Here is a 22,973-nt window from a genome sequence, read left to right on the forward strand (position 1 = left end):
TTTAAGCTTGGCGTTCTATGACGAAAAGTAAATGGAAAAGAGTACTTTATTAGTTACTTGGTACCTGAATAACAAAGGGAACCGTATACACTGCTCCTTTGTATTTGAATTGTCCCCAAATTTTATATATACCTGGTTCAGGGAAGGAAGTCATATAGGATACAATAGGCCCAGTTATCTTCTCATCAGTTGGATGGACATGCAGGAATTTTTTTAAATCTTCACTTACTATAACCACATGACCTGCGGATCCAAGATAAGGTTCAAGTTGTGTAATTGGTTCTTTACCGTCTTTTTTTGTTATAGTGAAAGTCATATTAATATCATGATTTGCTACCAAGCTATCGAACTTTAATTCAAAGGCAAGGTCCTTTATCGTTTTGTTCAAATCTTCATCTAGCTTAATTTGTGAAATAGATTTTTCATTTCCAACTTGGATTTCAAATGACTTCAGCTGTTGTGCACCACCCTCAGGCATAAAATCTGCAAATAACTTATAGGTATCTGAATGGGGAAAATGCGTTGAAACTTTAAATTCTCCCTCTCTTTTATATTCCGGGTGAAGGTGTTGAAAACTACTTAGGTCTTTACTGATTGCCAATAAATGCATTTGTTTTTCATGGACTATAGCAAAGGCTGTAGTCGGAGCTCCGTTTTTATTTTTTACTGTTATTACAATTTCTACTTCTTCACCCTGCGATATCACCAAGGGGTTTACTTTCCAATCTACATTTACTTTTTCAGTAACACTTTTCCCATGCTGGCTATTATGGCTCCCTCCATGTTGCATATGTTCATTATTCTGCTCCTGTAGACTGTCTTGATTCATCTTCCATTCACTCCTTGAAATAGAATGTAGTTATACTAAAATCTGTTATCAAATGCCCCTTGGGATATTTAATAACAAATTTCACCTAACTTTCTTAAAGTATCTCCATATTATCCTTCAATAATTCTATTTCTTAGAGAGTATACAAGATGGTTTGTTAATTCGTTCGTTACGCAGATGACTGCAACATTTACGTGAAAAGTGAACATATAAGATCGAGAAAATAAACCAATATCTTATTGGATGTGTGGTTATTTTGCGCTAGCAGATACACCTAGTATCTTCAAGTTGTTAGATAGTTGGATTAAAAGAAGATTGAGAATGTGCCTATGGAAGAAATCTCGAACAAGAGTCAGAAACTTTACCCACTTAAAGGTTATTATGGAAAAACATACGAGTAGGGAATACCTGGAAAGGGTACTAGCGCATTTCTAAAATCCCCATATTACACAGAACCCTCGGCAATCCGTATTGGGAAAGCCAAGGGCTGAAAAGTCTGCAAGTTCGTTATGAAACTTTGCGTTATTCATCTTAATTGAATCTCCATAGACGGATCTGTACGTACTGTGATGGGAGGGGGCAGGGAGTTAATCACTCTCTCCTACTCGATTAATTTCTTACTAATTGTGTTTTGTTAAATTGCATTTTGCACCTCAAAACCGAACCCGTTATATTCCCCAATAAGTAATAGTATCCAAAATACCAATGATAATCAGCATAACTCCAGCAACCCTTTGTATTACGCTTCCAACCTTCATACTCTTTTTCATAATTAAACCTTTTACATCAAAGTACCAAATAAGTCCTAAGATAATGATAAGTGGAATAGATGTCGCCACACCGAATATTGCAGGCAGTACTAACCCATAGGAAGTTGATACGACTGTAGGCATTAACCAAACAAAGAAAAGTACAAACATTGTTGGACAGAATGCAATGGCAAAACTGGCTCCTAAAAGAAATGAGCCTAATTTTCCCTTTTTTAAACTCATTGGTATATGAATAGTTAAACGGTCTAAAAATTTAAATTTTAAAAATCCTAGCAGTACAAATCCTGTAATAATTAATAATGGACCGATTGCCTTACGAAATATTGGAAAGTATTCTGTAATTTTTGATTCAAACGATTGTCCGAAAAACCATGCTAACAAACCAATCACACTATAAACTACTACTTTTCCAGTAATAAAAGAGGCAATTGCCCCCCAATTGTTATTCATTTGAATTGTTCGGTTTCCATATAGAGTAATAGCACTGATATTTCCAGTTAGCTGGCATGGTGCGGCAGCCCCGATTAATCCCAGTAAAAGCGCTATAATAATTGGAGAATGACTATATGAATTTAAAAAAACAGACACTGGCTCGCTTATTATTTGACTTATTTGAGACAAAAAACTATACATTTATTGTCACCTTCTATACTTATTAATTCGAAGTTAATTTTCCTTTAGAAGCAAGCTTGTCCCAAGATTGTCCCTGATCTTTAGTTTGGAAAATATTTAAATCATTCGTAACTATGGCAATCTCTTTTTGATTATTCGGATTTACTGCGATGTAGATAATTGGATCTTTCATTACGTCTTTTGGTAATTCAATATTGTCCTCTACACTGCTATCTAGTGTGAAAGACTTTAAATATACTTGATTTGAGTCAAAATTTGCATAATAACCACCAGTTTCAGTTAATGTTACGTATGTAACCATTTGAGCTGGGTTTAACATTGAAAAGTTTTGCCCATAATCCTCTGAATTAAAAATCCCATCTTTAGTTCCAATTATAAGTTGCTCTTCTTTTGAAGGATGTGCAGCTAAGTTTGAAATGTAGCTTGAATTAAAACCTTTCATTGTTGCTTCAGTCCAAGTCTTTCCCTCATCCGTTGAATAATTTAATCCACTCTTAAGATTTTCAGTAGGTGTTTCATTGAGTACATATACGGCATTTGAATCGTATCCTGCAGTTAAGTAATGGAAATCAATTTCACCATAAAAAGCTAGCTGTTCAAAACTTGCTCCTCTATCCGTACTTTTAACAAGTCCTAAAGGATTTTTAAGGTCCGAGCCTTCTTCAGGATGTCCACTTGAAAAGAATCCCTCTTTTACGGCTGAGAACCCCATATAATCATGTTTTTGACTATTGGACTCTTTCCAACCTTCTTCACCATATTGATATAAACCATAATGGGTAGCAACAATAAATTCATTTTCTCCATTTATGTATCCTAAGCCATGTGCATGATCTATTTGATTATTTTTTACTGCTTCGAACGAATATTCTTCTTTTGAATTACAAGCTGATAAAACCACAACCGCAGATAGTATACCAACCAAAAGTTTAAATTTTTTCACAACTTTTCTCCTTTAACTTATATGAGTTTTTTACACCCTATCTTTAGATTTAATGAGTATGCTCCATAATTAAGAATGTACTTATTGATTTTGTTCTAAATCAATTGCATCGTTGTAATACAAGTTCCGTCATTGTCAAATGTACTAAATTCCGACTCTACAATTTTCCCGCCTTGCTCAATTTTAATTTGATATGTTTGTTCACGTGGTAACCACAAGTTAATAAATCCGTTTGCTTGTGATTCCAATGTTTTATCAACTATGACATTTCCTTCTGTATCTTCAATGTACACATGAAATTGTTCATTTACTAATTCACCTTGGCAACCTGTTAGACTATGGTTTTCACAAGGATGTGTTTCATTAACGTAAGGGGCAATTGAGACAAAAAACTCGTCTTCTGGTAATTCATAAGCTTTTTCATTTCCATCATTATCTGTTACAAGCAGTTGTTCCGAAGTAATAGAAGCAGACTTAGCTGTAACATTACGTACGCTATAATCATAGACTAATTCCTTAATATCTTCTGTTTCAACTTTTTCCGCAGTATTTTCTCTTTTTTCATTTTCTCCATTACAAGCTACTAAAAAAATTATTCCAAATAAAGTAATTGCAAATACTTTGACTTTAGCTTTCATTTTGTTTCGCCTCTTTTTCATTTAAAAGTTAGTTCCACTTATATCCTATTCCCCAGGCAGTCTTTAAAAATTCGTTTGTTGGAAAACCAGCTCTTTTAAGTTTATCCCTCAAATTTCGAATATGAGAATCTACTGTTCTTATATCTGTATCTGTTTCATATTCCCAAGCAGCATTCAGCAATTCTTCACGCGTATAAGTTTTAGATGGTCGGGAAATTAACGCTTTCAATATATAAAATTCCTTTAACGTGAGTTGGGTCGTTAAATCCCGATACTGTAAGGAATAATTTTCTGTATCTAATAGATATTCATTGTGACTTATATTTAGATTATTGTCTTTTTCAACTTCCGAAAAACGACGTAATAGGGCACTTACTCGTGCAATCAATTCCCTTTCATCAAAAGGCTTAGCAATATAATCATCAGCCCCAATGTTTAACCCCTTTACCAAATCTAATTTATCTGATCTTGCGGTAAGCATAATAATTGGAACCTTTGAAAATTCACGTATCTCTTTACATACTTCCCATCCATCTATTTCAGGCATCATTACATCTAAAAGAACAAGATTTATTTTCTCTCTCTTAAGAATTTCTATTGCCCTTTTTCCACTTGTTTCCTTAATGCACTTAATCCCTTGTGGCATGAGAAATAATTCAACTAAATCTAACATCCTTGGTTCGTCATCTACTAAAAGAACTGTTTGCATTTAACCATTAAACCTCCTCTTATATTGTAATCTTAAAAGTACTACCTTCTCCTAGTTTACTTTTAACCTCGATTGTACCCCCATGTGCCTCGACTAATTCTTTCACAACAGCAAGTCCAATTCCTGAACCACCGTATGCTCGTGAACGTGATTTCTCTACTCGATATAACTTCTCAAAAATAAACTCAATTTCATCTGCTGGAATCCCAATTCCCGTATCAATTACTGAAATAATTGTTTTTTCATCTTTTTTATAGGCTTTTAAGGTAACTTCCGAATTTTCATTTGAATATTTTAAAGAATTATCTAGTAGATTTAGGATGATTTGTTCTAACCGGATAGAATCCGCATATATTTGGAAGTCACTTTCACAAACAAGGTTGAGTCTTATTTTTTTTACTTCATATGAAGGAACAACCAATTTACAGATATTTTCTAAAAATGAATTGGCCCAAAAGTATTCCTTCGAAACGGTAAATGAGGTTTCATCCATCCTAGCCAAATCTAATAAATTTTTTACTAGATCTTTCATTCGATCCGACTCTTCACCAATAATTTCAAGATAATGTTCACGTTCCTCTTCACTCAACCCTTTTCTCATAGCAATTTTTGAATAACCAATCAAATAAGTTAATGGGGTACTTAACTCATGAGCAATGGATGCTAGAAATTCATTTCTCTCATCCTTTAAGCGTTCTAAATCATTCGCTAATTTATAAATGGAACCTGACAAATCACCTAATTCATCTTTTCCTAAATAAGGTAAACTTACGTTAAAATCACCCTTGCTTAATTTCTCAGTTGCTTCTTTCATACGGATTAAAGGTCTTGTAAGAATTTTTGAAAGTAACGCATACACAATAAATAAAACAATAAAACTTGCAATGCCCGATATAATAAAATGCTTATTCATGTTATTAACCATTTGATTTATTGAGGTTGTACTTTGAAACATAAGGACATAGCCAGATTGATCATTTGCTTTGTATGGGTGAGCGCTCACAATATACGATGAATTTCTCCAATCTGAAACTAATATTTTATCCTTTTCATTATTAAGGTCGCTTATTAAAAGTTGATACTCTTCTTGCAACATATAAGATTTATCCGAGCTACTAATAATGTCACCTGTCGAGTTTGTAATCATCACTTCTCGGTTTTCATTTTTCTCCATTAGAATGATATGTTTTATCGTCGAATCTGAATAATTTTCGATTAACACATCTCGGTGATTCGCACCATTTGCTAGTAACAAAGAAAACTCTTCCTCCGCTCTAGTATGGATGATACTTTGATGAAGGTAATACATAAGAGAGGATTCCATTATTAGTACCACTATAAAAAAGCATATTGCTAATTTTGTAGAGATTTTATTCATTTTCCTATTGCTCCTCTCACATCAAAAGAAGTCTTATGAAGAACATATATATATTCTGTAGTATCTCTGCCTCATTTCCCCTTAAAATCCTGTGAAACCCCCAAAAAGTAGAGTTAAAAATGCAATAATTTTTGTCATCATATCAAAATACAATAGGATTCCCATCACGATCATAATAACGCCACCTATTTTCATAAAAAAACCACTTCGTTTTTGAAGAAACTTCATTTTCCCTATAAATAAGGACATAATTAAAAATGGTATAGAGAAACCAAGTACATAAAATAGCATATACCACATGCCTCTACTTGGGTCCGAAATACCTAAAGCAATAACTCCAGCTAGAATTGGTCCTGTACAAGGGGTCCAACCTGCAGCAAATCCCATACCAATAATGACAGAACCAAGATATCCCTTTGGTCTTCTCTTAAACTGAAATCTCTTTTCTGATTGTAGAAAATCAAATTTTAAGAAGCCTAAAATGACTAAGCCAAAAATGACAATAATAATTGCACCGACTTGTCTAAGTAAATCTTGATACTGAATAAAAAGTGTACCAATAAATGAAGTTGAAAATCCTAAAGCCATAAAGATTATAGAAAATCCAAATAAGAACAGTAATGTATGAACTAACGCTTTTCGATTAAATATTCCTTTTTCTTCTTTCAGTTCGCTAAAGGATATTCCAGTTACATAAGAAAGAAACGCTGGGTAAAGCGGTAGTGAACACGGTGATATAAAAGACAAGAACCCCGCTCCAAATGCAAGAAAGAAATTTAATTGTTCAAACAAATAATTTCACTAATCCTTTCTACAACTTGCTCATTGTTTTGTACTAGTGACTATCGTAAAAAATAGATAGTTATACGAAGTTAGTATAAACAATAAATGTGGAGAAAATATGCAGACACTTAGAACTCTTTGAAAGATACTTTTAACTTAAAAGCATGTTTACACACGGATGAAAATAAAATAACACCGACTTTTCTATAGAGAAAAATCGGTGTTATTTTTGATTTATTTTTTTATACCTTTTTCACATTGTCATTGAAAATAATTACATCGCTAAAAATCCAACCTCTTTTCTCGTATTCATGACTTGATACTTTATTGCTGATTGAAAAATTCCCCTATACTTATTCTTACAGGACGGAGAATTATAGAATAGAAAACTTTAACCTAGAAAAGAATAGAATAGATTATCGTAGAAATATATTTTTTGCTTATAGCTACTACTTAAAATAGGATACTTTTTTCAAGACAATACAAACTGGTATGGCAATAATAATACCTAAAACATTTTGAACGAGGTCTCCAGGAATAGAAGCTAAAGGTGCAATCCAATTACCATATAGAATCCCTTCACCAATGTAATAAACAGCTACCATAAATGGAATAGATATAATTGTTGCAGTTACGTTTAAAGCAATGCTATTACCTTTGCGATCATTTGACCAAGCTATTTTACCAACTATGTATCCTTGTAAACCACGTGCTACAATGGTGATAGGTGCCCACAACATCCAACCTCCGACTACATCAAATAACCCCATCCCTAACGCACCTGCAAGAGCCCCTTTTTTAGGACCAAATAAAATTGATGCAATAAAAAGCATGGCTGTCCCTAAATGAACCAAACCTCCATTTGCAGTTATTGGTAATTTGATATTCAAAAAGACTGTAGAAACGAAAACAAGTGCAACTAACATTGCCGTAATAATCAATTCAAAGGTCTTTTGACGTGACTCAGAATAACTTTGTGTATTTTGCATATTTTTAACCCTTTCTAATTATTAGAATTTACCGATTACTTTAGCAAATTAGTGATATCTATAAAAGTGCCAATTTCTTAAAAAACTTAGGTGTCAGTTGGTATTTAATATAGAAAATACAAGTCTTAAAAAGGAGCTTTGAAAACTGCAAAAACGTGTTCTATAAATTTACAATAATCTCTCATATGTTTTCTAAATGATTTTAAAAGCGCACTCACATAACCTACCTCAACTATCGGTGATTTTCCCCATATTTTATTTGTGGTAAAGTATGAGGTAGATAGATTTATTGGAGGTTATTATGAAAAAAGTCGCTGTAATACAGGATTTATCCTCTTTTGGAAAATGTTCGTTAACAGCTGCGATTCCGGTTCTTTCAGTGATGGGCGTGCAGGCATGTCCTTTACCAACTGCTATATTAACTGCACAAACTGGTTATCCAAGTTTCTTTTGTGAGGATTTCACATCTAAAATGAACTACTTCATAGAGGAATGGAGCAAGCTTAATAGAAATTTTGACGGAATCTATACTGGCTTTGTTACTGGCCAAGAGCAAATTCATAACATTTTTCTTTTTTTAGATAAATTTCTTACAAAGGAAACACTTTTACTTGTTGATCCTGTAATGGGGGACACGGGAGAAGTCTATAAACTTTTTACCGATGAATTGCTAGTACGAATGAAAGAACTTGTAAAGTGTGCAAATGTGATAACACCCAATGTTACAGAGTGCTGTTTGTTAACCGGATTATCCTATGAGAAGTTACATAGCTATACAAATGAAAAAGATTTTATAAAAGCTGTAGAAGAAGCCGGAAATACATTGCAACAAGAAACGCATGCTCAGGTTATTATCACTGGAGTAAACCCGCCATCAAGAGATCTAAATAGAAGGTTAATTGGTAATATGTATTTAGATGGAAGTAAAGCTTATTATAGTGCAATGGCGTATAACGGTAAAAGCTATTCAGGTACGGGTGATTTATTTGCATCTGTGATCATGGGGGGCATGATGCGTGGAGATAACTTGGAAAAAACCATAGAGCTTGCAGAGGCATTTCTAACAGCATCCATTCATGATACCTACATTGAACTAATTCCTGACATAGAAGGAGTTAACTTCGAAAAATACTTGAAAATGTTATTATAAAATCTAAACGTTGTGAATTATTTGAAATAGTGGTAAATGCTATATAAACAAATGTATTTGGACTAACCCTCAAATATTGTTAATATCAATACCTACACTAAAGATGAATGGCTACTTTTTACGTAGCTATTCATTTTTTTCTTCTATTAATTTCGTTACTCAAAAGTTATAAATTTATGTTTTATATTTCGGAAATTATATCGTTATTTATGACATAAGAGTATCAGCCAACTATAGTACTGTCCTTGCTCAAATTTTTAGAATAGAAAACCTCATAAATTGGGAAAAAGGGAAAAATACATACTCTATACTTCGCATTCCATCAAAACTCCAAAATATCTTGCATAAAATCTAAAAAATTAGCATAGAACTCCATAGAATAGAATACAAATAAAATAGAGATGCATATAAAAGAATAGAAAAGTTTAGAGTAGAAATGAATAGGACGGAGTGTGAAAACTATGGTAGATACAAATGTAGTTAAAGCTAAAATATTAGAACTTATTCAAGATGACCCCTTATTTTCCGTTATACGTGAAACCCCATTAGAAGAAGTGCTTTATAATGATGTGTATTTAACAGATATCATTGATAAAAAGTACTATTCCACACCCGAAGTAGCAAGTTGGTTTGAGATTACCGATGCTCAACTACGCTATTATATTAAACCATTTGAAAGTTATATTTTTGATGATGAAGCAGATAACCCAACTACTCCAACCGTTATTCGATTGAACTTCCCAGCAATTTTAAGACTTCGAATGATTTTATTGTTAAAAGACGAGTACAGAGTAAAAGGACTAAAACGATTACTCGACATCGATGAAAATGGTTATGTTGTCAAACAACGAAAAGTTTCAACAGAAATAGATAAACCAGACGAATTAGCAAATAAAGTAGATGTATTAAGTAATGTGATGCAGCAAATCTTACAAACTGGATTATTTGAGTTACAAGAAAATATTGAAAGCGGATCTACTCAAATCACTCTGAATCAAGACATTCTCTCGCAAAATATAAAAACATTAACTTCCGAAACAACGGAACAGCTTACAGAAATACAGAAAAGTACAGAAAAGATTCAAGAAGAAAACCAAACATTAAAAAAACAATTAGAGGTTATACAAGAACGATCCAAAACAGATATTGTTCAAAAAATTAGAGAACGTCAAATCGAAAATAAGGTAATCAATACATTACGTAAAGAGGCATTTGAGCAATTTGAAAACGAAAAAAAATCAGGATTCTTCGCAAAATTTTTTCGTTCTTCGCAAATAGAAATGGAAAAAGAACAATTTGTGTCAACTTATATACAGGAACATTTATATAACAGCTTACAGTCAGAGCTTGAACGATACTATGGAGAATAATATCTAAATTATATGAAATCCTGCTAATCTAATATTGATAACGGAAATCTACTTATAAATGAATACAATGAAGAAAATGATACGCTAAACGATCTTTTAACACAGTATAAAGGGTACGCTGAGGGGAATGAAGAATTAAAAAGCTGTTTTGAACAAGAAAAGTCCAATTTGCTACAACAAGCTAATGAACAAGTCCAGCAGCTTGAGACAGCACTTGAAAATGCAAAATCAAATTATGAACGCGAACTTAAAATCATGCAAGAGCGTAAAGAACTTGAACGTGAAAAGGTTTTAGTAGAGGTAGACGTGAATACCAAGCAAAATTCCAAGCACAAATCGATAAATACAACGACAAACTAGCTGAACTTCATGCTGAAAATGAACGTATTTGTGCTAGTTATAAGGCAAAATTAAAAGCAGCTAGACAACCTAAAGACAAATAATAAAAACGTGCTACAAGAAATGGATCTACTCCAATTCCTTTTAGCACGCTTGCATTCTTTTCTGCCAACGTTTTTCAGTAGTCTTGAATATTTTTTCATCTTCTCTACGATCAATTGCAACAATTTCAATCACTTCAATCTCACAATATCTAATTATTAATAAACCATAGGACTACCAAAGAATAGATTTGAAGTCCGTATAATTCTATAAAATAAGGAAAAATAAGAAAGAATAGAAAAGTTTAATATAGGATTGAATAGAATGCAGCCTAAAAAATAATAAAGTGCCACACGGAACAATGATCTAAATCCTTGTAGCACGTTTTTTCTTTATTTAATTATTCTATTCTTCTCTTACAGGGTTTTCAGGAAATCTTGAAACCTTTCCATTCTGATAGGACCAATTTAATTATGGTAATACTAACGCCACTGTTTCGACTGACTATTCCATTGTTTAAAAAATTCATTTTCATTTGCATTGATCTCATAAATAGGGATTAGCAACGTATTCAAACGTAACATGACACTTTCAAACGAAATGCTTTTTTCAATTCCTAGCCGTTTTAAAAACGCCTGCCATTGTTGGTTTCGCTCTGTATCTGTATAAAAATCTTTAGTAAAAACAGGGTGATGCTTTTCAAAACTCGTTCCTCTTCTTGTAAATGTTTCAAAAATTGCTTCTTGCAACACGCGCCCATCAAAGTTACGCGTTTCGGACAAAATATAAATATCATAGAAATCTTTCATCCTACTATTCACTGTTGAAAGGCTAACCATGGCTTCAAATTTCTCTGCAATCACCGATTCAATCGAATACGCCAAAATTTTTGGATTTTTCATATCTAATAAAATGGGAAATTCAATCTCCGCTGGTTTTGGCACAATAATATCTCCAAAGCCTATATCCAATTGAAGCTGTTTGCGTGAGCGTCCTAAGCTAACAGGTATTTTAATTCGGACTCCCTCATAATCAGCATCTTCTTTAATACGTGTTGCGGTAATGTCGTCTATATCAAATACTAAACCGTCTTCTGGCACTTCAATTGAACAAATATCAATAAACGCTTTTTGAATATTTTCGATTTCATTCGAAATATAGTTCGCTAAAAAATCAATATCTAAGGTAGGACGGGCAGAAAACTTAGTTAAGGAAAATAAAAACAATCCGCCTTTTAAAAGGAATTTACTTTTGTAATCTGAAATCGATAGACGGTAGAGTAAGCGTTCTTGACAGTAAAGCAGGAAAATTGAATCGTAATTCTTTTTATTTTGGATGGCTACATTTTTTAGCCTTGCCGCAATTGAAGCTGGTACATTTCTTTGGTTTGTCATTATACTAATACCTCAATATACTGTTTCACTAGTTTTTGTACCTTAAGTTTTTCTGCACATTGCATAAGCTTGTTAATATTACGGTCCGAACGTGCCATGTAATTTTTGATGCACTCAAGCATAATATCATTTCCGATTTTTTTTCGGTAACGGACCAAATCACAAATGGTTTTCTCCATGTTATACACATTCACCTTTGAATTATTTATTATCACTTCATCTACTCCTTCTTCATAAAAGGATGCCTTGAAGTAGTAGATGGTAATTGGAGGGTAATCTGGCAAAACAGGCTTCATCTGATTGCGTTCTATGGCTACATGATACGTATAGGGGTTAATCGTTGATAGTTCATGAAACGATGCTGCTGATAGTAAGCAAATTACCCCTTTTGGAACAATCGACATAACCTCTACTAATTCATCTACTATTGGAATCTCTTCTCCTAAATAACGATAAATCCCTCTTTTTATGCGTTCAATCAAACCAGATTCCTCAAATTGCTTTATATAATATTGTGAAATCCCCGCCTGCTTAAGTGTCTTTGTATGGGTTATACCATTTTCTTGTTCGAATATTTCATATAGTCGGGCACGAACTGGCTGCAAACATCTCACCTCACTTAATAAAACATCCGCATATTTTTAAAATGTGCGGATGTTTTGTTGAATCATATATTTATTATAACCATTTATTAGAAATATTTTCAGCAAAAAGCCTAAAAATAAAAGACACGGTTGATTAATACTTCACACCAGCATTTAACGTATATAAAAAGGAGTGATCATTTTCTACCTAGGTTGCTCTACAATCGCGCCCTATAATGGCATAACTAAGATGCTTAATTAGCCTGCATAGTTCTATAAAAACAGAAAAAACTTAAACCTGAAGAGCTTTTTCTAATGATTTTTTCATGGCTTCAACAAAGCTCTGACGTGTCTCTTCAGATAATTCTAATAAGGAAAGGTAGGGATTTAAATCTTCTAATTCGACTAATAAAAGCTCCCCTTGTTCGCTTCGACAAGCATCAACTCGTTGAATCCCCCAGTCAAGATTATTCCAGTCGATGAAACTTTCAGCAAAAGCTAGATCTTCTTCCGTAGGTACATACTCTTTCAATTCCCATCTTTTATCTTTATCAGGTGCATAAAGAGCATACTGAAATTCTTTGTCGATAAAATAAAATGAGACTTCATATTCAAAATTGATAAATGGTTGTACCAATGTATTTTTCGATTCTGAATCAACTTTTTCACTCAATTCATCTTTTGTAACAAATTCCATCCCGATAGAATCTGCTCCATCTTTCGGCTTTACGATATATGTGTCTACATTAGGGAGTTTATTTAGGGAATCAAGGGTATCAATCGTTGGAATAACAGGGAAATGAGCATTTGTTAGTTCAATTAAATATTCTTTTCCGTTCATATCAGCCTTTCCATTAAACGAATTATATGTGTTTAAATGTTTAGAAACAATTCGGTTACGGAATGCTTCATATTTGTCTTTAAAATTTGCCACTGGACCTGCATTTCGGAAAACAATTAAATCAGAATTATCTTCGAATGCTTCAATATCTTCAGGATGACAAATGACCAAATTAAAGGCTTCTCTAAGTTTAGAAGTTAGAAATAAATCCTCTTCATAATAGTTTCTTCCTTTTGCTTCATAATATAAATCTGTTACAAATAGTAGCGTCTTCATTACGCCTTCACCTGCTTTTCTTAAATTTTTATTGTAAAAACATCTTAAAAAACAAAAAATCCCGTCTCAGTAAGAGACGAGATTGAAACTCGCGATACCACTCTTGTTTAATAAAATGTCTAAATAACACTTTACTCCCCTTTACAAACGTACAATCATACGTTGTCCCTTGTAACGTAGGAATCCGATAAAGCTTACTAAACATTCAGCTTTACTCCTCAGAGATGATTTTCGGTTATTATCTGGACACTGGTTTTCAGCAAAACACCAGCTCTCTTTGGAACAGAAACAATAACGTACTCTTTCTCTTCATAGAATTTAAATTAAATTAAATTAATTAGCAATATTATATATTATTCAGAAAATAAAGCAAATGGTTATTAAAGGGAGTTTATTGAATATCTTTATATATTATTTTCTTCAACACTTTAATATCCGAGTCCATTTAAAAGTGTTGCTCCATTAAATGGCCCGATTGAATAAAGCCCTTATGTATATAACTGGTCTTTAGTTAATATAAAAAAGAGCAGCTAGATTCTACAGCTGCTCCGATTGTTATTCTTCTTGTGCTCTTTACAAAGGATAACAAAGTACATTTATCATTATATCACTCTGCGACATAATTTGGGATTAATCAATTTATAAGTAATAATTTTCCCTTTTTATATAAATATAAAATTAGATAAAAAGAAAAACCCCTTAGAATTTATCTAAGAGGTTCCTCTAGATTTGATTTTAAATTAACGCTATCTGATCTTCAAGTAGTGCTCCTAAGTTTGAACCATTATCCCAATGTACATGCACTGTGCCAATATCATCAACATGAGAAACTGTTCCTTGCAAGCCTTTTGGTAATGGCGTAAATGAATCTTGAATTGTTGTAATAATAATGACTCGCTCACCTTTTTGAAAAATACGCTTGCGAGCTGTAATTTCTTTATGTTTTTCCATCTACTTAATCCTTTCAAAGCTCTTTATACCGGATAAAACTCCGTAAAATATATAGTACAATCTATATCGTTATATATATCCATTGCATAGCGTAATTCAGATTTCTCCCAACCATGCTCCTTCATTAAGACACGAACCATCTCTTTCCAATCATCGAACCAATAGCATGAATTTTCATCATAAAATGCTTCATCACTATGTTCTAACAGGCGAGATGTATCCCTTGTAAATATGGCTTCCTCGTCTACTTCATGCCTGAACGCATCTCGTAAACTTTGAATGATTTTACTAAATTCTTTTCGCACAAATCGTGCTTGCCCTAAAGCTGTTTTTCGTAATACCTTCCCTTCCACACTAGTGGTAAAATAAAGGTCATTATTCCAATCATAGATACGCAGAAATGCCTTATCACGTAAGGGTTCTATAGAAAATGTGTAGAGATATAAACTGTGATCCACTTCTGATTGGAATTCTTGCATAGCGTAAATATCGAAATCTGATGTGGTTTTCATTGCTTGTGGAGTATTCATTTTTCTCTCCTCATTACTATCTTTCTGATAATGTTTTTATTAATCTCGAATCTCTTAGTCTGCTTTAAAAAAATCATGGAAATCTAGTTCAACCTCACAGTTTTCATAACTGGCTTTCACCATTGCAATCGCTTCTTCCTCAGAATGCGCTTGGACAGTACGAATAGCCATTAATGTTTCTGTTATAACGACTTCAAATGTTTTCATAAGCTTGCTCTTTCTTCTTTTTTGTAACATCCGTTACTCGTTGGATCAGTGAAATATCTCCATTGGCAATACGATAAATGAAGTAGAAGTATTGTTTTATATCTTGAATTGTCGCTGTCGATTGGCATAATTCATTTACGATTTGTTTTGCTTGCGTAAGACTTGCTGCTTGGCAATAGATACGACCAAATTCAAATCCTTCACGAGCTTCGATTATTTTTAAATTCCTCTCACATGAAACAGAAAAGTCCAATAGTTTTTCATAGGTCATAATTGAAACAAAATAATAGACATCAACTTTTACAATATCAATTGTTGTTACATTGACCTTACCTTCTTCTGTACAGCTACACTTGGCATAGTTACGTTGCACTAACTGGCAATTAGCTGAGGCAATTTGTTCCTGAATTGCTACATCTAAAATTGTTTTAAGTCCTGTTATTCGCATGGTTGTTCTCCAATCGGCGAAAATTCTTCATCCATATCTACAAAATCGCATGAATACACAAAGAGTTTTCCCTGTTGATCCTGTAAGACAAATACATAATCATGCTCGAAAACATATGCTTCAGCTGGTGTATCACAGCCAGATTTCACTAATTCTTCTGCTGTTGTATTCCCTAGCTGATATGCTAAATTTTCAAGTTCAAAATGTGTCATTTCTGAAGATAACCAGATTAATAGCTCCATTGCGGATGAGAAGATTACAAACTCCCCCATATAGACTTTGTATTGACGTTTTGCTAACTCACGAATATTCGTTTTTAATAAGTGACTCATTATCACGACTCCTCTATCTAAAGTAAAAAGAGCCTTGTAGCAGTGCTACAAAAGCTCTTCAATGGTTTTAACGAACTTGGCCAATGATTTCGACATCTAAATCTTTTAATATCACATAATCAAAAGGCGTTAACGGAATGGTCTTCAGGCCATGATTTTCACAAAAGTAATTGCGACCAAATGCAAATCGACCTGCAATTTGCACCTTTGTACCTTGTAATTCAAGCTCATATACGAGATTGCCTGACTTTAACAGCCCCTCATCATCTACAATTACACATAAATCATCAGTTAAATCGATAATGTCAATCGTATCTGCTTGGATTAGTTCAGCAAAAACCTTATATAAAGGCATACCTTTAGCCACCTTATTCATGGCACTTTCTTCGGGTAAAACCTCTACATGCACCATATTTAACTGTGGCACATAGGACATGGCTACAAAACTTGTTTCTTTCGCTAATATTGTGTTTACTTTCGTCATCTGTCTTCTCCTTGATGTTAAATTTTTGTGCTACGGAAGCTTTTTGTCGCTTTCTTACTTGCAATGCGAGTTAATGTATCTTCAGGCCATGCAAGTTTTTTTAATGACGTTGCTGAAACGGTCATCATTTCAAATGGATTCAATCCCTCTAGCGCGACCCATTGCATGAATTCCTTCATGTGATCAGGCTCAATTTTCCATGACACTGATTCTTTATAGCCCCATTCCACACCACCTGCTTGTACGACACCATATACGTCGACAAATGACTTTAAGCTGTCTTTCATTAGTTTGATTGTTGCTTCAAGTTGAGCAATTTCATTTGCTACTTGTTGCGCTTGTTCTAGATTTTCAATAGTCATCTTCATTACTCGCTTTCTAAAAATGTTTTTATAATAGGGTTCGATTGACTTCGATAACATGCTATGGCAAACGGACAATGTGAACATTTGGAGGAACGGACTGAGGGAAAAAGCCCACACCAATTACCTCCTGACTGTACTTGTTGTAGTTTTATCAGAATTTCTTGTGCTAGCTGCAACGCCCATTGTCTTGCTAATTCCATTGTAGAACGGTCATAAACAAAAGCACTTTCTTTACGAAACCGAAGAAAATATAACCGACCCTTTACTTGTTCATAGCCATAAAGCTGATGAATTGCCCAAGAGTACAATCCGATTTGAGCAGTATCATTCACGCTATATATTTTGCGATTCGACTTCCAATCAGTAATTTCAGGGCCGTTTTGTAAATCGATATAACCCTGTAAAAAGAGTGTTCCTTCCTCATTTAACGCAAGTTTAAAATATTGCTCGGTATTCCCCTGCACATTGGCTGGTAGGTTATTCAAAAGGAATTTCAAATCATTAAACGGCACTGTCTGATTAAAATTAATTGCTGCCATCCCTTGAATAAGTGCCGAATCAAAGGAATCGCCTACAATTTTACGTTCGATTGCTTTATGAATTGCTCGACCTAGCCATAACGGAACGCCTTCTTTTTCTTCCAATGCTAAAATATATCGATAATAGAAACGCCTCGGACAGTCATCATAAAGTGACAACCGACTGAATGAAAAAGTATCCACCTTTCTCACCTCTCTTAATGCAAAAGAAGCACAACATAGCTTAAGGCTAGCTGTACTTCTCAGTGATTTTTATTCAACTAAAACGGCAAGTTCTGATCCACTGCATACTGCACATTAGCAGATGATTGAGCCATTGGACCTTGCTGTTGTTGATACCCTTGTTGCATAGGAGCATGTTGTTGGTAAACTCCTTGCTGATTTTGCTGAACAGATTGCTGATGCCCCTGCTGTACTTTCACCGACTGCTGCCCATTTTGAACGTTGGCATTTTTAGGATCTAAAAACTCTATCTCATTGACAACAATATCAGTCGTAAATACTTTTTGACCTTGTTGATTTTGATATGACCCTGTTTGAATGCGTCCTTGAATACCAATTTTCGAGCCCTTTGTCGTAAAGTTTGCTAAGTTTTCTGCTGTTTTTGACCATGCTACACAACGGATAAAATCAGCTTCTCGTTCTCCCTGAGTATTTACAAATGGACGATTTACAGCAATCGTAAATGTTGCTTTTGGCTTTCCATCTGGTAAATAGCTCAGTTCCACTTCCTTTACTAAGCGACCTGTTAAAATTGAATGATTCATTTCTCTTTCCTACTTTCTATATGATTTTAAAGTTCTTCTTTCTGTAAATACGTTAATGATTCCACTGGATGACGAATCTGCAAAATTTCACAGACTAATTCTTCTGAAGACCATCGATCCTCTGCACATTCATGCCCTTCTGATGAAAAATACCGTAAAACCTTCTCCATTAAGGGAAAGCCAATGTCGTTTTCTATCTTTGAAACAAGCTGATAACCCATCGTGATTTCACCTTTTAGCATGTATAGCCAAACCATTTGATAGGCTCTCTTTACTTGTTCATTTATATAATCCTGCCATTCAGACCAAACTTTCTCTCGAAACGCTAAATATTCATCATAATCGAAATGTCGATTCGCCACCCAATTAATACGTCCGTAGCCTAAAAGCTGTAACTGATGCGTTGAAAGCTTTTCTGCAGGATGTTTTTGATAAGAAGAATGACTTTTCTCTCGACGAATACGTTCTAAAATGTCGCTCTCTGATTCCCCTGATAACAAGGAAATGAACCGGATCACGCCACCTCTTTCCTTGCACCACCAACATTGAAAAAGGTTTTTGCTTTCATTTAATGACAGGTAATGCCGGCGACTACGCTTGTTTTGACCGTTGTTACAAAATGGACATTTGCATAAAATCTCTCTTTTTCCTAATGTACGTGAATCAATTTCCACGTTATAACTCTGAGCTATTTCAACAATATTTGGGAGAATACTCATTTACACAGCCCCTTCATCTAGTGCTGGTATCGGTATTTGCTCCCACTCCAAATTTAAAACAACTTTCTTTTGAACCCAGTTAAATCCTGATATTCCTTGTTTTAAATAAACTGAATAATACCAAATAATCGATTGAATAATTGGACACTGATGATAGTACACATTACAGCACATACATTTATGAGTGAGCTCTATCGCACCATTACCAATGGACTTAGCTTTAATTAACGTATTGCCACCCAAAAAGCCTGGATAGACACCCACTAATTCATTGTTTCGTGTCACAAAAGTAGCGATAGGTTTCGCTCTACTCATTCATATCACCTTTCCTTACGCTAAGAAGAACATATTGTTTTCTTCAATAATTGCAAGATTGTAATTTGAACCGATGACTAAATCACAGGCTTTTTTGTAACTTTCCCCTCGTGCTAATACCGTCAATGTTTGACCCACTGTATTTTGAACCTGCATTTCCATATAGCTTGAGTTATCAGCAGCTAAACGAGATGTTGTTGAAAGTACTTTATAAGCTTCTTTCACCTGCTCGTATTGTGGTTGCTGAATAACTTGTGAAGCTACCTGCACCGGTTGCACATTTTGTTGTTGATTAGAAGCTTGTTTTGGCTGTGGTTGCTGTGAGGCTGTGGCTTTTTTTAGCCAATCCTTTATTGCACGCTTTGCCATACCAAAATGCTCTGTTGTTACCTTATCAAGCGCCTTCACATTGAATTCAAGAGCAAATCGCTCAAAAACTGCTGAAAAATCAGTCTGGCACACATTTGCTAATTGATTTAATAACGCTTCAAGCTCGCTTACCTGATTTTCAGCAATATAACTAATTGACAATTGACCAGCTTTTTGCTGAAATGTATCAGGATCATCTTGATCTGTAGGAATATTAAAGCTCTTTAGAAGAAAATATTTCTCTGCATATGTGAGCGCCTTCCCTACCCCTTTCTCATTACTCGTATCAATACCTTGAGCGTAAAACGGTACAACGTAAGATTCGCCTGTTTCGGAATCGAACCATGTGAATTCTAGGAATAACTCCGTAAAATACGTCACTGTTTTTTTCAAGTTACCGTACTTGTCTTTGTTTTCAGTAACTGTCTGCGTTACCTCTCGTGACATAACTTTCGGAAAAAGAACTAAGCCCGTTTCATCAAGTTTGTCACGTACTGCTGCTAATACATTAGATGAGCCAACGAAATTATACTGATGACCTGTTGAAGATTTCTTCAAGTAAGGCACCGCTTTGCGAACTTCTACTAATTTCCGTAAAAGCGTCGTTGGTGCAGTAGTAGTAGGTAAAGATTGATTTGTAGTCATAAGACACTCTCCTTTAAAATGATTTTTTAGCAATAAAAAAACGACTCTTCATGTATCTACACATGATAAAGTCGCTGTTTTACGCAATATATAAAAAGACATACTCAAATAAGCATATCGATTTAATAAAGAATTTTTGCAAACAAAGTTGCCTACCACTCTACTCCAAAAGAGCTTTCTAAATGGCGAAACAAAGGGTTTTACGCTAGATACATTCATAATGAAAAACATTAGATCTAGCCATTAGCTACACGTTAACATCTAAAAGATGGAATTATCTCTATGGATAATGTGGATGTAGTAATGAATAAAAAAAGGTATGATTCCATTTTAACGATATGTCGTTAAAATGACAACTATTATTATTCCTTGACGTTAAATGACAGAAAATTGTACCGATCTAGGCATTAACTTTTTTTTATGATATGGAGCATAATAAAGATTTCAAAATACCTTTACCCTGTACTGTGGTACAGGGTTTATAATTTATATGAGGTGAATTTTTTGAAGTATCTTATTAGTGAACTGGCAAATAAATGTAATGTTAATAAAGAAACCATTAGATATTATGAAAAAGTAGGTTTACTCCGACCACCTACACGAACGGATTCTGGTTATAGAATGTTTTCAGAAGATAGTGTCAAGCGAATAAAGTTTATTAAGAGGATGCAAGATTTAGGATTTACTTTAGCTGAAATTTCCAAGTTACTTGGAATCGTTGATAAAGACAATCAACGATGTGAAGATATGTATAATTTTGTTGTTAATAAAGTTGAAGAAGTACAATTGAAAATTAGAGATTTAAAGAGGATTGAACAAATGCTCATTAATCTAAAAGAGAAATGTCCAAATGAAAAGTTTATGTATGAATGTCCAATTATTGAAACTTTAGTAGTCGGAAATGATACGTAAAGGAGGAAGAATAATGGGGGATTGTTGTAATAATAGTCTGAAAATAGAGGTAAAAAATGGGACTTGCCCTTCTTGTAATAATAAAGCTAAAATCGTAAAGCTAATCACTTTAAAGTCACTCCTTAAACCATCTGCATTAGAAATAATAAATGCTAATGAAAATCATTATTTTTGTTCAACCAAGGACTGTGAAATTGTTTACTTTGATACCAATAATAAAAAGTACCTTGTAACGGACATAAAAGTAGCAGTCCATCAGAAAGATATTTTAGATACTACACCTATTTGTTATTGCTTTCATTGGACTAAAGAAAAGATAAAAAGCTATTTCGAACAAGGACTTCTTCCACATCCATTAGAACATATTCGCGAAAACATAAAAGAAAACCGATGTGGCTGTGAGGTAAACAATCCTCAAGGGAGCTGTTGTTTAGGAAACGTTACAAAATATATCAAGGAAATAAATTAACTTGCGGGAGCTTAAATTTCGCCTTCCAAAGTAGTCTCCTTAAATAATAAAGCTAAATCCAATTAACTACAGGAATTTAGCTTTATTTATTATTTAATTATGAAGGTAAGGTGTGAAAAAACTCATGTTTATCTTTCCTGTAAATATCTTCGTCAGTAATTACTCGATAAAGTATTTTAGGTCTTTCAAGTACGGTGGCTAGTACATTTAGATGAATTAGTTGCTCAGTTACGATAAATAAACGACGTTCCTTAGTGATAGATTGGTTTAAAGCAACTAATAAATCATGAGGGTCACCCCTATTAATGTAAACTTCGTACGCTTTATCATTCATAATAAAGATTGCTTGAAATGGTATTGCAACTGCTTTTAATGTAATATCAGTGTTCATTTTACGTTGTAATTCAAAATAGAAATCCACTAACACTAATCTCTGTAAAATCTCCTCTTTCCCGTATCCAAGCCAGTAATTCTTTACTACAAATGTTTTTTTATAACCCTCTATTGCTTCGCGTGTATAAATAAACCATGTTTCTTTATTTTTAATCAGTCTATGCTGCACCAATAATCGTTTAGCTAACATATTTTGAATCTGCTTTTCATGCATTTTATAATGTTTCTTTAAATGTTTATGTGTGATGATTTGCAGTACAGCAAGATCCTGCATGACACGTTCCTCTTTCCCTGTAAATCGTTGCATTTCTCGGTTCACTGGACGTTCGCTTTGCACACGCCACTCGACCTTCCATTCATGTCGACGCAGAGAAAAAGGACTGATAAATGGCTTTTTCTCCATTTCGTCAGCCCCTTTCTAATTTTATTTTTTCTATTTATATCTAAATATATTTTTCTATTTTTAGAAATTTATATTTCCCCTTATTCCTCCTTTAATCACAACCCCTCATCACAATTCCCAGTTACTATCCAGTAAGCTTTTGATTTTGTTATAGTAATTTCAACAAAAACTAAGGAGGTATTTCATGTCTTTCCATTCGCAAACTTGTCGTGAACAACTATTATCTGCCACTAAAGTAATTATCCATGCAAAAGGTAAAAATGAATTCACTATCGTAGAAGTTTTGGATTATTTAAATCAACATGGCTCCCATTTTAAAGAATCAACTATTCGAACTCACATTACTTCAAAGTGTTGTATAAACGCTCCTAATCACCATGCTGAAACATTTAATGATTACATTCGAATTAATAGGGGTAAATATGCTCTCTTATTAGAAAAATAGAAAATTCTATAT

Annotated in this window: 30 protein-coding genes, 1 pseudogene and 1 other annotated feature; of the genes and pseudogenes, 7 read left to right on the forward strand and 24 right to left on the reverse strand. The window is 33.8% G+C overall.

The annotated features are described in order from the left end of the window. Positions 1–49 precede the first annotated feature (49 nt). Positions 50–829: a hypothetical protein gene (locus tag CRO00_RS16170; protein ID WP_097074706.1), complete on the reverse strand. Its 780-nt coding sequence runs from the start codon at positions 827–829 to the stop codon at positions 50–52. A gap of 211 nt (positions 830–1,040) precedes the next feature. Here CRO00_RS16170 and CRO00_RS16175 point away from each other — a divergent pair. Further along, positions 1,041–1,364, forward strand: a pseudogene (locus CRO00_RS16175) (group II intron maturase-specific domain-containing protein); the annotation flags it as partial. 133 nt (positions 1,365–1,497) lie between these two features. Here CRO00_RS16175 and CRO00_RS16180 read toward each other — a convergent pair. The 7 genes from CRO00_RS16180 to CRO00_RS16210 form a co-directional block, all read right to left on the reverse strand. After that, positions 1,498–2,232 carry an urease accessory protein UreH domain-containing protein gene (locus tag CRO00_RS16180; protein WP_097074707.1) on the reverse strand — a complete coding sequence of 245 codons (735 nt, stop codon included), beginning with the start codon at positions 2,230–2,232 and terminating at the stop codon, positions 1,498–1,500. A gap of 22 nt (positions 2,233–2,254) precedes the next feature. Further along, a complete protein-coding gene (locus CRO00_RS16185; protein WP_097074708.1) occupies positions 2,255–3,175 on the reverse strand; it encodes a F510_1955 family glycosylhydrolase in 921 nt (306 codons plus the stop codon). 95 nt (positions 3,176–3,270) lie between these two features. After that, complete coding sequence (locus CRO00_RS16190) at positions 3,271–3,813, reverse strand: CueP family metal-binding protein (RefSeq protein WP_202615695.1); 543 nt, start codon at positions 3,811–3,813, stop codon at positions 3,271–3,273. Between the two features lie 28 nt (positions 3,814–3,841). Next, positions 3,842–4,522, reverse strand: coding sequence for a response regulator transcription factor (locus CRO00_RS16195; protein ID WP_097074710.1), 681 nt, complete (start codon positions 4,520–4,522; stop codon positions 3,842–3,844). Between the two features lie 19 nt (positions 4,523–4,541). Beyond that, positions 4,542–5,831, reverse strand: coding sequence for a sensor histidine kinase (locus CRO00_RS16200; RefSeq protein ID WP_237658452.1), 1,290 nt, complete (start codon positions 5,829–5,831; stop codon positions 4,542–4,544). Positions 5,832–5,981: 150 nt separating this feature from the next. Continuing rightward, positions 5,982–6,692: a cytochrome c biogenesis CcdA family protein gene (locus CRO00_RS16205; RefSeq protein WP_097074712.1), complete on the reverse strand. Its 711-nt coding sequence runs from the start codon at positions 6,690–6,692 to the stop codon at positions 5,982–5,984. A 440-nt stretch (positions 6,693–7,132) separates the two neighbouring features. Next, positions 7,133–7,672: an ECF transporter S component gene (locus tag CRO00_RS16210; RefSeq protein ID WP_097074713.1), complete on the reverse strand. Its 540-nt coding sequence runs from the start codon at positions 7,670–7,672 to the stop codon at positions 7,133–7,135. A 301-nt stretch (positions 7,673–7,973) separates the two neighbouring features. On the opposite strand from CRO00_RS16210, the gene CRO00_RS16215 reads away from it, so the two are divergent. From CRO00_RS16215 to CRO00_RS16225, 3 genes are all read left to right on the forward strand, one after another. Next, positions 7,974–8,822 (forward strand): pyridoxamine kinase, encoded by an 849-nt coding sequence (locus tag CRO00_RS16215; RefSeq protein ID WP_097074714.1) that lies wholly within the window; start codon positions 7,974–7,976, stop codon positions 8,820–8,822. 461 nt (positions 8,823–9,283) lie between these two features. Beyond that, positions 9,284–10,192, forward strand: coding sequence for a hypothetical protein (locus CRO00_RS16220; RefSeq protein WP_097074715.1), 909 nt, complete (start codon positions 9,284–9,286; stop codon positions 10,190–10,192). Between the two features lie 168 nt (positions 10,193–10,360). Beyond that, on the forward strand, positions 10,361–10,552 hold the full coding sequence (locus CRO00_RS16225) for a hypothetical protein (RefSeq protein ID WP_097074716.1): 192 nt from the start codon (positions 10,361–10,363) through the stop codon (positions 10,550–10,552). A gap of 503 nt (positions 10,553–11,055) precedes the next feature. On the opposite strand, the gene CRO00_RS16230 is transcribed toward CRO00_RS16225, so the two are convergent. The 15 genes from CRO00_RS16230 to CRO00_RS16300 form a co-directional block, all read right to left on the reverse strand. Continuing rightward, the gene (locus CRO00_RS16230) at positions 11,056–11,967 is read right to left on the reverse strand and encodes a nucleotidyl transferase AbiEii/AbiGii toxin family protein (RefSeq protein WP_097074717.1); all 912 of its coding nucleotides are present in this window, start codon (positions 11,965–11,967) and stop codon (positions 11,056–11,058) included. Then, entirely contained in the window at positions 11,967–12,572 is a 606-nt protein-coding gene (locus tag CRO00_RS16235; RefSeq protein ID WP_097074718.1) for a type IV toxin-antitoxin system AbiEi family antitoxin domain-containing protein, read from the reverse strand. Before CRO00_RS16235 ends, CRO00_RS16230 begins: the two co-directional genes overlap by 1 nt. A 271-nt stretch (positions 12,573–12,843) precedes the next feature. Continuing rightward, positions 12,844–13,668: an ATP-grasp domain-containing protein gene (locus CRO00_RS16240; protein WP_097074719.1), complete on the reverse strand. Its 825-nt coding sequence runs from the start codon at positions 13,666–13,668 to the stop codon at positions 12,844–12,846. Between the two features lie 69 nt (positions 13,669–13,737). Continuing rightward, positions 13,738–13,990: a binding site (T-box leader), on the reverse strand. Positions 13,991–14,403: 413 nt separating this feature from the next. After that, the gene (locus CRO00_RS16245; protein ID WP_097074720.1) at positions 14,404–14,619 is read right to left on the reverse strand and encodes a DUF4314 domain-containing protein; all 216 of its coding nucleotides are present in this window, start codon (positions 14,617–14,619) and stop codon (positions 14,404–14,406) included. Positions 14,620–14,642: 23 nt separating this feature from the next. Further along, positions 14,643–15,149 carry a hypothetical protein gene (locus CRO00_RS16250; protein WP_097074721.1) on the reverse strand — a complete coding sequence of 169 codons (507 nt, stop codon included), beginning with the start codon at positions 15,147–15,149 and terminating at the stop codon, positions 14,643–14,645. Between the two features lie 54 nt (positions 15,150–15,203). Then, entirely contained in the window at positions 15,204–15,356 is a 153-nt protein-coding gene (locus CRO00_RS16255; RefSeq protein WP_161946712.1) for a DpnD/PcfM family protein, read from the reverse strand. Continuing rightward, positions 15,343–15,804, reverse strand: coding sequence for a hypothetical protein (locus CRO00_RS16260; RefSeq protein WP_097074723.1), 462 nt, complete (start codon positions 15,802–15,804; stop codon positions 15,343–15,345). The genes CRO00_RS16255 and CRO00_RS16260 overlap by 14 nt, the downstream gene beginning before the upstream one ends. Further along, positions 15,795–16,136: a hypothetical protein gene (locus CRO00_RS16265; protein ID WP_097074724.1), complete on the reverse strand. Its 342-nt coding sequence runs from the start codon at positions 16,134–16,136 to the stop codon at positions 15,795–15,797. Before CRO00_RS16265 ends, CRO00_RS16260 begins: the two co-directional genes overlap by 10 nt. Before the next feature lie 67 nt (positions 16,137–16,203). Further along, positions 16,204–16,620: a hypothetical protein gene (locus CRO00_RS16270; RefSeq protein WP_097074725.1), complete on the reverse strand. Its 417-nt coding sequence runs from the start codon at positions 16,618–16,620 to the stop codon at positions 16,204–16,206. 17 nt (positions 16,621–16,637) lie between these two features. Beyond that, positions 16,638–16,982, reverse strand: a complete 345-nt coding sequence (locus CRO00_RS16275) for a hypothetical protein (RefSeq protein WP_141396978.1) — start codon at positions 16,980–16,982, stop codon at positions 16,638–16,640. Between the two features lie 5 nt (positions 16,983–16,987). Beyond that, the gene (locus CRO00_RS16280; protein ID WP_161946713.1) at positions 16,988–17,707 is read right to left on the reverse strand and encodes a PD-(D/E)XK nuclease family protein; all 720 of its coding nucleotides are present in this window, start codon (positions 17,705–17,707) and stop codon (positions 16,988–16,990) included. A gap of 77 nt (positions 17,708–17,784) precedes the next feature. Further along, positions 17,785–18,291, reverse strand: coding sequence for a single-stranded DNA-binding protein (locus CRO00_RS16285; protein ID WP_097074728.1), 507 nt, complete (start codon positions 18,289–18,291; stop codon positions 17,785–17,787). Positions 18,292–18,317: 26 nt separating this feature from the next. Next, positions 18,318–19,010: a hypothetical protein gene (locus CRO00_RS16290; RefSeq protein ID WP_097074729.1), complete on the reverse strand. Its 693-nt coding sequence runs from the start codon at positions 19,008–19,010 to the stop codon at positions 18,318–18,320. Then, positions 19,011–19,325 (reverse strand): hypothetical protein, encoded by a 315-nt coding sequence (locus CRO00_RS16295; protein WP_097074730.1) that lies wholly within the window; start codon positions 19,323–19,325, stop codon positions 19,011–19,013. Between the two features lie 15 nt (positions 19,326–19,340). Beyond that, complete coding sequence (locus tag CRO00_RS16300) at positions 19,341–20,339, reverse strand: ERF family protein (RefSeq protein ID WP_097074731.1); 999 nt, start codon at positions 20,337–20,339, stop codon at positions 19,341–19,343. A 504-nt stretch (positions 20,340–20,843) separates the two neighbouring features. On the opposite strand from CRO00_RS16300, the gene merR reads away from it, so the two are divergent. Continuing rightward, on the forward strand, positions 20,844–21,251 hold the full coding sequence (gene merR, locus CRO00_RS16305) for an Hg(II)-responsive transcriptional regulator (RefSeq protein ID WP_097074732.1): 408 nt from the start codon (positions 20,844–20,846) through the stop codon (positions 21,249–21,251). Positions 21,252–21,264: 13 nt separating this feature from the next. Continuing rightward, a complete protein-coding gene (locus CRO00_RS16310) occupies positions 21,265–21,720 on the forward strand; it encodes a putative iron-sulfur cluster-binding metallochaperone (protein WP_097074733.1) in 456 nt (151 codons plus the stop codon). Between the two features lie 97 nt (positions 21,721–21,817). Here CRO00_RS16310 and CRO00_RS16315 read toward each other — a convergent pair whose 3' ends face one another. Beyond that, entirely contained in the window at positions 21,818–22,516 is a 699-nt protein-coding gene (locus tag CRO00_RS16315; protein WP_097074734.1) for a hypothetical protein, read from the reverse strand. 184 nt (positions 22,517–22,700) lie between these two features. On the opposite strand from CRO00_RS16315, the gene CRO00_RS16320 reads away from it, so the two are divergent. Next, complete coding sequence (locus CRO00_RS16320; protein ID WP_097074735.1) at positions 22,701–22,961, forward strand: DUF7669 domain-containing protein; 261 nt, start codon at positions 22,701–22,703, stop codon at positions 22,959–22,961. Positions 22,962–22,973: the final 12 nt, after the last annotated feature.

The organism is Ureibacillus xyleni, from assembly GCF_900217795.1.
Classification (GTDB): Bacteria; Bacillota; Bacilli; order Bacillales_A; family Planococcaceae; genus Ureibacillus; species Ureibacillus xyleni.

Excerpts from the sequence above, each read along its gene's own strand:
- CRO00_RS16170 (WP_097074706.1), bottom strand. The coding sequence starts at position 829 with ATGAATCAAGACAGTCTACAGGAGCAGAATAATGAACATATGCAACAT.
- CRO00_RS16180 (WP_097074707.1), bottom strand. The coding sequence starts at position 2,232 with ATGTATAGTTTTTTGTCTCAAATAAGTCAAATAATAAGCGAGCCAGTG.
- CRO00_RS16190 (WP_202615695.1), bottom strand. The coding sequence starts at position 3,813 with ATGAAAGCTAAAGTCAAAGTATTTGCAATTACTTTATTTGGAATAATT.
- CRO00_RS16195 (WP_097074710.1), bottom strand. The coding sequence starts at position 4,522 with ATGCAAACAGTTCTTTTAGTAGATGACGAACCAAGGATGTTAGATTTA.
- CRO00_RS16200 (WP_237658452.1), bottom strand. The coding sequence starts at position 5,831 with ATGTATTACCTTCATCAAAGTATCATCCATACTAGAGCGGAGGAAGAG.
- CRO00_RS16210 (WP_097074713.1), bottom strand. The coding sequence starts at position 7,672 with ATGCAAAATACACAAAGTTATTCTGAGTCACGTCAAAAGACCTTTGAA.
- CRO00_RS16215 (WP_097074714.1), top strand. The coding sequence starts at position 7,974 with ATGAAAAAAGTCGCTGTAATACAGGATTTATCCTCTTTTGGAAAATGT.
- CRO00_RS16220 (WP_097074715.1), top strand. The coding sequence starts at position 9,284 with ATGGTAGATACAAATGTAGTTAAAGCTAAAATATTAGAACTTATTCAA.
- CRO00_RS16230 (WP_097074717.1), bottom strand. The coding sequence starts at position 11,967 with ATGACAAACCAAAGAAATGTACCAGCTTCAATTGCGGCAAGGCTAAAA.
- CRO00_RS16240 (WP_097074719.1), bottom strand. The coding sequence starts at position 13,668 with ATGAAGACGCTACTATTTGTAACAGATTTATATTATGAAGCAAAAGGA.
- CRO00_RS16245 (WP_097074720.1), bottom strand. The coding sequence starts at position 14,619 with ATGGAAAAACATAAAGAAATTACAGCTCGCAAGCGTATTTTTCAAAAA.
- CRO00_RS16250 (WP_097074721.1), bottom strand. The coding sequence starts at position 15,149 with ATGAATACTCCACAAGCAATGAAAACCACATCAGATTTCGATATTTAC.
- CRO00_RS16255 (WP_161946712.1), bottom strand. The coding sequence starts at position 15,356 with ATGAAAACATTTGAAGTCGTTATAACAGAAACATTAATGGCTATTCGT.
- CRO00_RS16260 (WP_097074723.1), bottom strand. The coding sequence starts at position 15,804 with ATGCGAATAACAGGACTTAAAACAATTTTAGATGTAGCAATTCAGGAA.
- CRO00_RS16265 (WP_097074724.1), bottom strand. The coding sequence starts at position 16,136 with ATGAGTCACTTATTAAAAACGAATATTCGTGAGTTAGCAAAACGTCAA.
- CRO00_RS16270 (WP_097074725.1), bottom strand. The coding sequence starts at position 16,620 with ATGACGAAAGTAAACACAATATTAGCGAAAGAAACAAGTTTTGTAGCC.
- CRO00_RS16275 (WP_141396978.1), bottom strand. The coding sequence starts at position 16,982 with ATGACTATTGAAAATCTAGAACAAGCGCAACAAGTAGCAAATGAAATT.
- CRO00_RS16285 (WP_097074728.1), bottom strand. The coding sequence starts at position 18,291 with ATGAATCATTCAATTTTAACAGGTCGCTTAGTAAAGGAAGTGGAACTG.
- CRO00_RS16290 (WP_097074729.1), bottom strand. The coding sequence starts at position 19,010 with ATGAGTATTCTCCCAAATATTGTTGAAATAGCTCAGAGTTATAACGTG.
- CRO00_RS16295 (WP_097074730.1), bottom strand. The coding sequence starts at position 19,325 with ATGAGTAGAGCGAAACCTATCGCTACTTTTGTGACACGAAACAATGAA.
- CRO00_RS16300 (WP_097074731.1), bottom strand. The coding sequence starts at position 20,339 with ATGACTACAAATCAATCTTTACCTACTACTACTGCACCAACGACGCTT.
- CRO00_RS16310 (WP_097074733.1), top strand. The coding sequence starts at position 21,265 with ATGGGGGATTGTTGTAATAATAGTCTGAAAATAGAGGTAAAAAATGGG.
- CRO00_RS16315 (WP_097074734.1), bottom strand. The coding sequence starts at position 22,516 with ATGGAGAAAAAGCCATTTATCAGTCCTTTTTCTCTGCGTCGACATGAA.
- CRO00_RS16320 (WP_097074735.1), top strand. The coding sequence starts at position 22,701 with ATGTCTTTCCATTCGCAAACTTGTCGTGAACAACTATTATCTGCCACT.